General features: G+C 43.7%; 12 protein-coding genes and 1 pseudogene. 10 read left to right on the top strand and 3 right to left on the bottom strand.

Annotation, left to right across the window (positions count from 1 at the left end; translation table 11 throughout):
• Nucleotides 1-518, bottom strand: a pseudogene (locus JHD69_RS13195) (hypothetical protein); the annotation flags it as partial.
• Nucleotides 519-638: 120 nt separating this feature from the next.
• Nucleotides 639-2,279 (bottom strand): glycine--tRNA ligase, encoded by a 1,641-nt coding sequence (locus JHD69_RS13190; RefSeq protein ID WP_199140810.1) that lies wholly within the window; start codon nt 2,277-2,279, stop codon nt 639-641.
• Nucleotides 2,280-2,601: 322 nt separating this feature from the next.
• Between JHD69_RS13190 and JHD69_RS13185 the strand changes: the two genes are divergently transcribed.
• The 10 genes from JHD69_RS13185 to JHD69_RS13140 all read left to right on the top strand — a co-directional run bounded on the left by JHD69_RS13185 (nt 2,602) and on the right by JHD69_RS13140 (nt 11,226).
• A complete protein-coding gene (locus JHD69_RS13185) occupies nt 2,602-3,522 on the top strand; it encodes a glycerophosphodiester phosphodiesterase family protein (RefSeq protein WP_199140809.1) in 921 nt (306 codons plus the stop codon).
• A gap of 1 nt (nt 3,523) precedes the next feature.
• Complete coding sequence (locus JHD69_RS13180; RefSeq protein ID WP_199140808.1) at nt 3,524-4,231, top strand: ATP-binding cassette domain-containing protein; 708 nt, start codon at nt 3,524-3,526, stop codon at nt 4,229-4,231.
• Between the two features lie 109 nt (nt 4,232-4,340).
• The gene (locus JHD69_RS13175) at nt 4,341-4,859 is read left to right on the top strand and encodes a hypothetical protein (protein WP_199140807.1); all 519 of its coding nucleotides are present in this window, start codon (nt 4,341-4,343) and stop codon (nt 4,857-4,859) included.
• A 315-nt stretch (nt 4,860-5,174) separates the two neighbouring features.
• Complete coding sequence (locus JHD69_RS13170; protein WP_199140806.1) at nt 5,175-5,810, top strand: porin family protein; 636 nt, start codon at nt 5,175-5,177, stop codon at nt 5,808-5,810.
• Between the two features lie 18 nt (nt 5,811-5,828).
• Nucleotides 5,829-6,029 carry a hypothetical protein gene (locus JHD69_RS13165; protein ID WP_199140805.1) on the top strand — a complete coding sequence of 67 codons (201 nt, stop codon included), beginning with the start codon at nt 5,829-5,831 and terminating at the stop codon, nt 6,027-6,029.
• 100 nt (nt 6,030-6,129) lie between these two features.
• Nucleotides 6,130-6,858 carry a gliding motility-associated ABC transporter permease subunit GldF gene (gene gldF, locus JHD69_RS13160; protein ID WP_199140804.1) on the top strand — a complete coding sequence of 243 codons (729 nt, stop codon included), beginning with the start codon at nt 6,130-6,132 and terminating at the stop codon, nt 6,856-6,858.
• Nucleotides 6,852-8,540, top strand: a complete 1,689-nt coding sequence (gene gldG / locus JHD69_RS13155) for a gliding motility-associated ABC transporter substrate-binding protein GldG (protein WP_199140803.1) — start codon at nt 6,852-6,854, stop codon at nt 8,538-8,540. The genes gldF and gldG overlap by 7 nt, the downstream gene beginning before the upstream one ends.
• 33 nt (nt 8,541-8,573) lie before the next feature.
• Nucleotides 8,574-9,698, top strand: a complete 1,125-nt coding sequence (dnaN, locus tag JHD69_RS13150; RefSeq protein WP_199140802.1) for a DNA polymerase III subunit beta — start codon at nt 8,574-8,576, stop codon at nt 9,696-9,698.
• A 192-nt stretch (nt 9,699-9,890) separates the two neighbouring features.
• Nucleotides 9,891-10,487 (top strand): DUF4397 domain-containing protein, encoded by a 597-nt coding sequence (locus tag JHD69_RS13145; protein WP_199140801.1) that lies wholly within the window; start codon nt 9,891-9,893, stop codon nt 10,485-10,487.
• A 34-nt stretch (nt 10,488-10,521) separates the two neighbouring features.
• Nucleotides 10,522-11,226 (top strand): DedA family protein, encoded by a 705-nt coding sequence (locus JHD69_RS13140; RefSeq protein WP_370583491.1) that lies wholly within the window; start codon nt 10,522-10,524, stop codon nt 11,224-11,226.
• Here the strand turns inward: JHD69_RS13140 and JHD69_RS13135 are convergent.
• A complete protein-coding gene (locus tag JHD69_RS13135; protein WP_199140800.1) occupies nt 11,223-12,179 on the bottom strand; it encodes a zinc dependent phospholipase C family protein in 957 nt (318 codons plus the stop codon). The two genes, JHD69_RS13140 and JHD69_RS13135, sit on opposite strands and share 4 nt — an antisense overlap.
• Nucleotides 12,180-12,221: the final 42 nt, after the last annotated feature.

Genomic DNA, 12,221 nt, shown 5'->3' with positions numbered 1-12,221 from the left:
CCCCCCCCCCCCCCCCCCCCCCCCCCCCCCCCCCCCCCCCCCCCCCCCCCCCCTTTTAGATGTGTATAAGAGACAGTGATTGCTTTTTTTGTGTTTTTAGTAAAATATAGGCCTCTTGGGCCGGTTACAGTACCTATAAAAGTGGTGAAGAAGTTCTTGACAACCATTCCGTACATTTCAAAAACATTGACCTGTGAAACCTTTAAAACCGACTGGTCATTAAAAAACTGATAGGCGAAACCGCTCCCATCCAATATAATTTTTGCACCATTTATAGAAACATCGATGCCGGGTTGCGTAGAACCATCAATAACAAGGTCTGTTGTAATGGAAGGGAGGTCTGTTAAAAGTTTAATCGTACGTTCGGCAACGGTATTGCCAGGAATGTTGAAATAGATGTAATCGATTTCGCTATTTCCGTTGGCCGCTGCCTTTGTTAAAGCCTCCCTAAAAGAATTTGGTCCGCTATCGTTGTTATTTAGAACCGTAAAGATTGCTGCACGGGATTTGCTTCCCATTAAAACCACAAGTAAAATAAGTAGAACTATTTTTTTCGGCATTCAAATAAGTCGGAAATAAAACATCCAAGAGGATTTAGCTCTTGGATGAATATACAATGTTAACCTGAAATAAAATAATTAAGTTAATAAGGTTCTCCAGCTTACCTTGCTGTCTATCGTAAAATGAAGATCCTTGATTTCGATGCGCTGCTGTTCCATCGTGTCGCGGTGGCGGATGGTTACGGTATTGTCTTCCAGGGTTTGGTGATCAACCGTGATGCAGAAAGGCGTTCCGATTGCATCCTGTCTGCGGTAACGCTTGCCAATGGCATCTTTCTCTTCGTAGATGCAGTTGAAGTCCAATTTCAGGCTATCCATAATTTCACGGGCTTTTTCAGGCAGTCCGTCTTTTTTGGTCAACGGGAAAATGGCGGCCTTAATAGGAGCGAGGGCAGGGTGCAAACGCAGCAAGGTGCGGCTGTCTTGCTTTTCGGCAGTGCTCAGGTCTTCTTCTTCAAGTGCATTGATCATAGTCAACAAGAACATGCGGTCTAAGCCAATAGAAGTTTCGATCACATAAGGCACATAGTTGCCATAAGGCTTGCCGTTTTCGTCGAGGTCGCTGTCGAAATACTGCATTTTCTTGCCAGAATATTCCTGGTGTTGCGACAAGTCGAAATCGGTGCGGCTGTGGATGCCTTCTACTTCTTTAAATCCGAATGGGAATTCAAATTCGATATCGGTGGCCGCATTGGCATAGTGCGCCAATTTAACATGGTCGTGGTAGCGGTATTTTTCTGGAGCGGTACCCAAGGCCTTGTGCCATTTCAAGCGGGCCTCTTTCCAATATTCAAACCATTTTTTGTCTTCGCCGGGGCGTACAAAGAACTGCATTTCCATTTGTTCGAACTCGCGCATGCGCATGATGAACTGGCGGGCAATAACCTCGTTTCTGAAAGCCTTCCCAATTTGCGCAATGCCAAAAGGAATTTTCATCCTGCCGGTTTTTTGTACGTTCAGAAAGTTGACGAATATACCCTGTGCGGTTTCCGGGCGAAGGTAAACTTCTTCGCTGCCATCGGCCATGGCACCAAATTGGGTGCTGAACATCAGGTTAAACTGACGTACGTCTGTCCAGTTAGAAGTTTTGGAAATAGGGCAGATTACCTTATAATCAACAATCAGGTCTTTTAGCTGCGAAAGGTTTTCGGCCTTCAGGGCCAGGTTCATTTCTACCTCAAGCGCCAGGCCTTTTTTAACAAACCTCCAGCTTGGTTCTTCAACAAAGGGATATTGTGAACTGTTTAAAGCTTCGGTTTCATTTTTGAAGCCGTTGATCCAAGCCGCTTGTTCTTCATCGCTCATGGCCAGAATGCTTTGCTGAAATCCTTCGAATTGGGCTTGATTGGCTTCGCTGAAATTGGCTAATTCCGAATACAGTTCGTCAATTTTGTTCTCCAACAACTGGTCGGCACGGTAGCGTTTTTTCGAATCCTTATTGTCGATCATCGGGTCGTTAAAGCCGTCAACGTGGCCACTGGCTTTCCAAACTTTGGGATGCATGAAAATTGCCGAATCGATGCCTACAATGTTTTCGTGCATTTGCACCATGGCTTTCCACCAATAGGTTTTGATGTTGTTTTTAAGTTCGGCACCCAATTGGCCGTAGTCGTAAACAGCACTTAGTCCGTCGTATATTTCGCTACTTTGGAATACAAAACCGTATTCTTTAGCGTGGGAGATTACATTTTTAAATTGTTCGTCGTTTGATTTAGCCATAATGCGACAAAGATAATAAAAAACAGTTTTCGGTTATGGGAAAGTATCAAGTATCGGTTTACAGTTGGCGGTTGGCAGTTGTAAGTTACCAGTTGTAAGTTGGCAGTTTGTAGTTTGCGGTTCGGCATCAGTTTTAAAACCAATGAACTAATGAACCAATGACTAATGATTAATGAACCAATCGCACAGATGTTACAAGTCATTCATCACAATTTAATATGCTATCATCGGACAATTAAAACATTTCGTTTACTTTTGGGGAGGAAATAAACGTGGCTTTTCAACGCAAAATCATGGTTGTTGCAACAATAAAAATATCAAGATGAAAAAAATATACCTAGCTCTAGGGGCAGTGTTCGTGGTTTGCTTGTCGTTTGTAGCGCCTGCCAAACATTTTTACCTTTCGTTTCGCAATGCGGATGAATTGAGGAACTTCCTGAACCGCAAAACAGACGGCTATCCCTTAATCAGCGCGCACCGTGGCGGGCCAATGGACGGATTTCCCGAAAATGCCATCGAAACTTTTGAGAACGCGACAACTTATCAGCCTGTAATTATCGAGTTTGACGTAGCCCTGAGCAAAGATTCGGCATTGGTTATCATGCATGACGATAAATTGGACAGGACCAGCACCGGCACTGGACTAATTGGCAACTATACCTATGCCGAATTGCAAAAATTCAGGCTCAAAGACGATAACGGCAAAGAAACCAGCTTTAAGATCCCCACTTTAGACCAAGTACTAACCTGGGGCAAGCATAAGGTTTTGTTTACCATTGATTTGAAAAAAGGTGTTCCTTATGCCAAGATTATTGCTTCGGTACGTAAAACCAAATCAGAAAGCAACTCGATTATCATTACCTACAATGCCAATCAGGCCGCCGAAGTGCACCGCTTGGCGCCTGACTTGATGATTTCGGCATCGGCCAGAAGCATTGCCGATATTGAGCGTTTAAACCAGATGGGCGTGCCAAACCATAGGATTGTAGCTTTTGTTGGTACGTCGGCTCCTGATAAGGCGGTGTACGAATATTTGCACAGCAAAGGAATTACTTGTATTTTGGGTACCATGGGCAACTTAGACAAGAGCGCCATAGCCAATCCCAACCAAAAGGTTTATGAAAAATTGGTTGCTAACGGTGCAGATATCCTGTCGAGCGACGAATTGGCATTGGCAGGAAAGCAATTGGATAATTATAGGGCCGAGAAAAAATTGAAATTTGCAAACTTAACCATCAAATAAATTGAGCATCAGCGTAAAGGCTTTAACCAAATACTTTGGACAGCAGAAAGCGGTTGATGGCATTAGCTTTGAAGCGAAGCCGGGACAGATATTAGGCTTTTTGGGCCCGAATGGAGCAGGTAAATCTACAACCATGAAGATGCTGACCGGGTATCTGAGCCCAAGTGCCGGCGAAGCCGAAGTTTGTGGCCAAAACGTGGTAACTGCTCCCTTGCAGGTAAAGAGCCTCATTGGCTACCTGCCCGAAAATACGCCATTGTACAATGAAATGTATGTGCGCGAGTTCTTGGGCTTTGTAGGCCAGTTGTACCGTGTACATAACCTCGACCAAAGAATTCGCGAAGTGATTGCCATGGTGGGGCTGGGTTCTGAGCAGCACAAAAAAATAGGCGAGCTCTCCAAAGGCTATAAGCAAAGGGTAGGTTTGGCCCAGGCTATTATCCACAATCCGCAGGTACTTATCCTAGACGAGCCTACTTCGGGCTTAGATCCTAACCAATTGGCCGATATTAGGAAACTGATTAGGGATTTGGGCAAAAATAAGACTGTCATTTTGTCTACGCATATCATGCAGGAGGTAGAAGCGCTCTGCGACGAAGTAATCATTATCAGCAAAGGACAAATTGTCGCAAATGCCACGATGGCCGACTTGAAGAGCCAGAATGCTGGCGAATCGCTTGAAGAAATTTTTAGAAAATTAACCAGCTGAAATTCATTTTATTAGCTTTTTTGTTCAGATAATTTTGAATGTTTTGTAACTATTGGCTGAATTGTTGCGTCTGAGTAGGCAATAAATAAACAATTTAATTTCACAACACATGAAAAAATTATTATTATCATTAGCATTGGTAGCCGGGTTAGGCCTTGCAGCATCAGCTCAAACTGAAGGTGCGGTAAGTAAATTAAGCGTAGGTGCAGAGTTTGCACTTCCAGTGGGCGATTTGTCAACTGGTTATAGCTTAGGTTATGGTGGTTCATTGCAATATGAGCACACAGTAGCTAAATCATTCAACTTAACAGGTTCTGCAGGTTACATTTCAATGTCTCCAAAAAAAGAATGGAAAGATTTAGGCTTTAAAAACCAAGGTACTATCCCAGTTAAAGTTGGCGGTAAATATTATTTTGGTGGCAACTTCTACGGTGTTGCCGAGCTAGGTGCTGCTTTCAGTACTGAAACTGGTGGTTCAACTGCATTTGCTTATTCGCCAGGTCTTGGTGCATCTTTCTCAGTAGCCGATAAATCTAGCTTAGATTTTGGTGTACGTTACGAAGGATGGTCTAACAATGGTACTGCATCATTCGTTGGTCTACGTTTAGCTTACGCTTTCGGTTTGTAAGAACTGAACGCAACTGATATTGAAAAAGCCTCCCAAATTTGGGAGGCTTTTTTGTTAAAAAGCGTAAAACAGGTTAAAAAGCGTTAAAAAATGGCTACGGATAGGTGAAGATTAAAAAATTAGGAGAACTTAGCAGGCAGTTAGTCCAACGGATGTTCATTCCGGACTATAACTTTCTCAAAATCTATAGCAATGAAGGGCTTCCCGTAAGGAAGCTCTTTTTTTAGAGATTAAATTTGAGCGAAAATGTAAACTAATGGTCTAGTTATTATAACTTTGCTGAAAATCAGATAAAACCATAAACAAAACAAACAGATGAAGAAAACATTTCTTTTGTTGACGATGGCAGCAACGTTAGCCTTTACGGCATCTGCCCAAAACGCTCCGGTTAAATTTGGCATCAAGGCCGGCGTGGCTTTCCCTAATATGGTGGTTTCGGCCATGGGTGCTTCGGTTAGCCTCGATTCTAAAACCTCTTATTATGTAGGTGGTACCGTTGATATTCCGGTTTCGCCCATGTTCTCGGTACAACCTGGATTAACCTTGAGTAACAAGGGAACCAAGGTAACCGGCGCTATCGATATTGAAGACGGCAATGAAATGGTTACTGGAACCCTGAACTTTACCTATATCGAAATTCCGGTTAATGCCATAGTGAGATTCAACGCCGGCAATGCAGGCAGGGTGTTTTTGGGTTTTGGTCCATATTACGCCATCGCCGTTGATGCCAACGCCAAGGCTGGTGGTGCAAAAGAAGACATTGAACTGGGAACAGATTTCAAGCGTGGCGATTTCGGCCTTAACTTTATGGCTGGATTCGAACTTAAAAATGGGCTTAACTTTCATGCCGGCTATGGCTTGGGCTTGAGCAATATTTTGGGCAGCGATGCATCAGATATCGTAAAATTCAAGAACAGGGTTTTTACGATTGGCGCAGGCTTTACTTTCTAAGCTGAAACCAAAGCGATAATGAAAAACTCTCCTCCCGCAGGGGAGTTTTTTTTTGTTGGCGGGCGCAATGGTTGGCACTGGAAGATGTATTGCATTGGCTGGAATGAGATTTACAATCAGGCAGTTTTCAGTTCGCAGCTTGAACAAAGCACCCATCCTATAAAAGGTAGCCATCAAGCAAAAAGGCCAAGGCTCAAAGCAGGGCACATCACCACCTGAGGATGCAGCAATCCACCTCACTAATCAGCCAATGAACCAATTAACCCATGCATGAAAATTGCCGAATATTCTCTAACTTCGGCCGTATTAATTCCGATGCATGTACGCAGTTTTTAAACGAGAACTCTTCAGTTTTTTAAATTCGCTAATGGCTTATATTACCATTGGTGTTTTTTTGTTGGCCTGTGCGCTGCTCCTCTGGTTTTTTCCGGATACCTCCATTCTGGATTATGGCTATGCCGAACTGGGCAGCTTTTTTGGCTTAGTGCCCTTCTTGTTCATGTTTCTGGTGCCGGCCATCACCATGCGTTCGTTTGCCGAAGAACGCAAGGAAGGCACTTACGTGCTTTTGGCTACTAGCCCGCTAACCGATTTGCAGCTCATTGCCGCCAAATACCTGGCTTGTGTGGTATTGTTGCTCTTCGCCTTAATTCCAACATCGGTTTATTATTACAGTATTTATCAGTTGGGGCTTCCCAAAGGCAATATCGATAGCGGTGCGGTTATCGGTTCTTATTTAGGCCTGTTTTTATTGGGCAACGCCTTTACGGCCATCGGGATTTTCGCTTCTTCCATCACCAAAAATCAGGTTATTGCTTTTGCGGTGGCTGTATTCCTTTGCTTTTTTAGCTTTAGTGGCTTCGATTCGGCCAGCAAATTGTTCGAATTTCAGTTTTTGGAAGGCTTGCTGGTTAACCTGGGCATCAACGAACACTATCAATCCATCAGCAGGGGAGTGCTCGATACGCGCGACCTGGTTTATTTCATCACTTTTGTGGCCTTGTTTTTGGGCCTGAGTAAATTGGCGATAGGAGGCAGGAAATGGTAAAAAAGAGCAATAAATATATTGGCGCAATTGTTTTTGTGTTTGCACTGGTGCTGCTCAATGTGTTGGCCCAGCGGTTTTATACGCGTTTCGATTTTACCAAGGAAAAACGTTATACCCTGACCCAAAAAACCAAGGATAACCTGGCCAAAACCGATCATGATATCGTCATTACCGTTTTTTTGGATGGCGAAATTCCGGCCGCATTTAAACGGCTGCGCAATGCGACCAAAGATTTGCTGAACGATTACAAGGCCTATTCAAAAGCCAATATCAAGGTTGTGTTCGAAGACCCGCTTAAAGGGCTGCCTGCCAATGAACAAGATACCGTAATCAATAGCTTAGCGCGTATTGGCATTAAGCCGATGGCGGTAAATATTAAAAACGATGCCGGATTGACCCAAAAAATCATCTTTCCGATGGCATTGGTAGAATACAACGGCAAGCAAACCCCCATCAATCTCTTGCAGAAAACGGGCGGTGCAGCCAGCGACTATGAAGAAAATATCACCAGTTCTATACAAAACCTCGAATATCAGTTTACTTCGGCCATTAAGCGTTTAAGGAGCGGTTCCAATCCAAGGATCGGTTTTACCGAAGGCCATGGCGAACCTTCCAATCTTTACCTTTACGATGCCATTACTTCGCTTTCGCAGCAGCATTATGTAGGCCGGGTAGATCTTAAGCTTATTACCAAAGAAGGATTGGATAGCTTGAAGGTGCTGATTATTGCCAAACCGCAAACCCCATTGAGCGAAATGGAAAAGTACAAAATCAACTATTTTGTAATGAAGGGCGGACGTTTGGTGTGGGCCATTGACCAGGTTGGGGCAGAGCTCGACAGTTTGCAGCACCGTGGACAGGAAATGACTTTTAACAGGCAACTGAACATAGATGATATGCTGTTCGAATACGGTGCGAGGATCAATTACAACCTGATTGCCGATGTGAACTGTGTTTCTATTCCTATTGCTACAGGTGCTCCAGGCCAACAGGCACAAATAGATTTGGCGCCTTGGGTATTTTATCCGGTGTTGCTGCCCGATACCTCGAGTAGCCTGACTAAAAACATTGACGGTATACGCGGCCAGTTTGCCAGTACTGTTGATACCATTGGCGTGCCCAACGTAAACAAAAGAGTGGTTTTGTACACTTCGCCTTACAATAAGGTGTTCGAAACGCCAAGGATGCTTTCCTTGCAGATGCTTAACGAACGGCCTAAACAAGAAGAATACACCAGTTCGCCCAAAGCGGTGGGCGTATTGTTGGAAGGCCAATTCAAATCGGTGTTTTTAAACAGGCCTATACCTGCGGGCATTACCGAAAATTACAAGGTGCCTGTCCAAAGCGTGCCTACTAAAATGATGGTCATTGGCGATGGCGACATATTCGAGAACCAGGTAAGCACCAACGATGGTTCGCCCTTTCCGTTGGGATTTGATCGCTATACGCAACAGAACTATGGCAACAAGGCCTTGCTGCTCAATATAGCCGATTATTTTACCGACGACGATAACCTTATCGCCCTGCGCAACAAGGAAATCAAGGTAAGGCTGTTGGATAAGGCCAGGCTGCGCACAGAAAAAACAAAATGGCAGCTGATCAATGCCGTTGCCCCGATTTTATTGTTGATATGTTTTGCAATTTTTCAACATTATTACCGTAAACATAAGTATGCGAAGTAATTTTTATATTTTTGAGAATAGACAAAATAAACTATGAGATTTATAGTATCCACTTCTACGTTATTAAAACATTTACAAACAGTTAATGGTGCCTCAAGCAGCAGTACTGTTTTGCCTATATTAGAAAACTTCTTGTTCGAGATCAAGGATGGCAGCCTCACTATTTCGGCTACCGACCTGCAAACCAGCATGACGACCTCTTTGGCTGTCGAATCAAAAGAAGAAGGTAAAGTAGCCGTTCCGTCGAGAATTTTATTAGATACTTTAAAGACTTTGCCAGATCAGCCCATCTCTTTCAACATCGACGATAATTCGTTTGCGATTGAGATCAGTGCAGGAGATGGAAAATATAAACTGAGTGGCGAAAACGGCGACGATTTTCCGAAAATTCCTGTCGTAGAGAATGCCTCTTCGGTAAACCTGCCGGCATCGGTTTTAACCGAAGCCATTACCAAAACCATTTTCGCGGTAAGCAACGATGAGCTTCGTCCGGCAATGACTGGCGTATATTGCCAGCTTTCGCCTCAGCACATTACCTTTGTAGCTACCGATGCCCATAAATTGGTACGCTACCGCCGCATGGATAGCAAAGCTGATAAAGCTTCGTCATTTATCCTGCCTAAAAAAGCATTAACCCTGCTCAAGGCCGCCTTGCCAAGCACCGATGTTAATGTATCGGTTGATTACAATGCCACCAGTGCTTTCTTCAAGTTCGAAAACATCAATTTGGTTTGTCGCTTAATCGACGAGCGCTATCCAGATTACGAAGCGGTAATTCCGGCAAACAACCCGAACAAACTGGTTATTGACAGGGCATTATTCCTGAACACTTTGCGCAGGGTAGTTATTTTTGCCAATAAAACCACTCATCAGGTTCGTTTAAAGATCAGCGGCAGCGAATTGAATATCTCTTCTGAGGATTTGGATTTTGCCAATGAAGCACACGAGCGTTTAAGCTGTCAATATGAAGGCGAAGATTTGGAAATCGGTTTCAATGCCCGTTTCCTGATTGAGATGTTGAGCAATTTAAGCGGCGAGGAAGTAACTTTAGAACTTTCTACCCCGAACCGTGCAGGTTTGCTTATCCCACAAACCAACGATGAGAACGAAGACGTACTGATGTTGGTAATGCCAGTGATGCTGAACAACAGCTACTAAGCGCAAATAGTTCAAAATTAATACAATCATAAATAATGGCTTGGTTTTTGACCGAGCCATTGTTGTATTATACCCATCCTAACCAAACTCTTGATGAAAACGATCTCTACTCCCGTAAATAGGACCTCATTTTATTTGAGCCTGCTTTTTTTTGCTACAGTTTTGTGTCTGTTTTCTTGTAAAAAGGACGATGTGCCTGGTACAAACGAGGTAAAGGGAGATGCCAAGGTGAAAATGATCAATGCCGCTAACAAATCGGGGCAGGTTGATTTTTATCTAGACGATATCAAAATAAATATGGCCGCACTTGATGCCGGACAGGTAAGCGATTATGTAAAGGTGCAATCGGGCGTTAAAAATACCTATGTGGCTATTGATGGGGTAGCAGATACACCCACATCGTTTAATTTTGTGCCCACCTTGTCTTACACCTCATTTTATGTAGAAGACAAAACAGGCAATGGTGAAGTGCTCACTTTTGAAGATAATTTGGGCGCCACAGAAGCGGGAAAAGCGAAGATACGCATCATCAACCTGGGCGCCTTTTTTACCAATGCCCTGAATGTAAACCTGGCCGGAGGCGTTTTGTTGGTTAATTCATTGCCATTTAAGGGAGCGTCGGGCTATTTTTCTATAGAACCAAATGTTAACCTTAACATTTCGGTTTTGGGCAGCAGTGCAAATAAAACCATTGCAGGATCTGAATTTGAGGCCGGTAAAATCTATACCATTTGGATTAACGGCACTTCAAATGCCATCTTAAAAATCAATAAGGTAATTTATAACTAATAATTTCTAAAAGATACGCGGTTATCAAAAGCAGATGCCTATTTTTGGGCAAAAATCAGATATTTTGGAACTACTGCAACAACTCTTGGATTTTATTCTGCACATTGATAAGCACCTTGCCGACATTGTAAACGAATACCATACTTTAACCTACCTCATCCTTTTCCTTATTATTTTTGCCGAAACAGGCTTTGTAGTAACACCTTTTTTGCCTGGCGACTCGCTGCTTTTTGCAACAGGCGCACTCATTGCAGGAGGTAAAACCGACCTGAATATCTGGCTGATGCTAGTGATCCTGATTGTGGCAGCCATTTTGGGCAACACGCTCAACTATAAACTCGGCAGCGTACTCGGTGCAGGCGTATTTAAAGAGAAGAACAAAATCCTTAAACTCAAATATTACCATCAATCGCACGAGTTTTTTGAAAAACATGGTGGAAAGGCTATTATTTTCAGTCGCTTTTTGCCGATTTTCAGGACCATAGCGCCATTTGTGGCTGGTATTGCCAAAATGCCTTTTGGCCGGTTTACTACTTTCAATATTGTAGGCGGCGTGTCGTGGATTTTCAGCTTGTTGTTCGCGGGCTATTTGTTGGGGCAAATTCCATGGTTTAAGGCAAACTTCGATATTGTGGTTGTACTCATTGCGGTAGTTACTTTCTTCCCGGCCATTTACGCTGCGGTAAGGAGCAGGTTTAAATCTAAAGCTGCAGAAGAGACCGTGGCGAGCGAAGATTAATATTCGCGACCAATAATCCGGCCTTCTTTGTATTTTTTCACTTCGAGTTCTGCAGCGCGTTTTTCTTCGGGGCTTGGCTCGGTTTTAACCAGGTTTTTAAGTATTGGCTGACCGGCATCAACCCATGCCGAATACCAGAAAGAACCTACTGCTAAAATGGCTGCGCGCATTTGTTTTTCTACCATGCCCTGCATGCGGTCTTGGTAGGCTTTGGCATAGGCAGGAGCGTACTGTTTAACGATAGTGCCGTTGTGCTCACTAAAGCTGTATTTCTGGTCTGAAGGAAATTCGGCATGCAGCTCGGCTTCGATCTTCAGCACGGTATCTACCAGCAGGTGACTGTGCTTTACTATGGCCCAGGCACTTTTTAAGGGATCATTGATGTAATGGGCCTTTCCTGTTATCAGTTTGTAGTGTTGGGCAAACAGCTCCGGAATCCTGCTTTCCCAAAAAGCATGCAGGCCCACTTGGTTGGTCAACTGCCCGTTATGGTTAGCTGTAGTATGCAACGGCACGTGGGCATCGGCGATGTAATGGCCTAAATCGGCCGAGTATTTTAATATTTTTATCGAATCGCGTAGTTGGAAGGCTTTAATCAAACCGTAGTAGCTTCGCTGGATCTGCCAAGGAACAATGCCGTTTTCGTTAAGTTTCTGTTGCCCATACTTGGCCAGCGCATCCTTGAATTTCTCCGGAATGCTGTCGATGTGCGCTTCGTAGTTTTCTACATCGAGGTAATGCCTTGGCGCTTCAAGCGTATCGATATACCTGCGCCTGTCTGGTCCAACGGCCTGTTCGGTAAGGTATTGGTGGGCGTTTTTGTAAAAGCCCAGCATTTCGGGTGGCAAAGTAAATAGGGCCAGTTGATTAATGCGCCGATGGGCAAAAAATCCCCACGAAGTACATAATAGCAATGGGATGATTAACGCGAGTGTAAACGTTAATCTTTTCATACTTGAATATACAAAATACTTTCGAATTTTTTAAAACCTAGA

The sequence above is a fragment of the Pedobacter sp. ASV12 genome (assembly GCF_016429155.1).
Lineage (GTDB): Bacteria > Bacteroidota > Bacteroidia > Sphingobacteriales > Sphingobacteriaceae > Pedobacter.
This window is presented reverse-complemented; position numbering and strand designations above follow the sequence as displayed.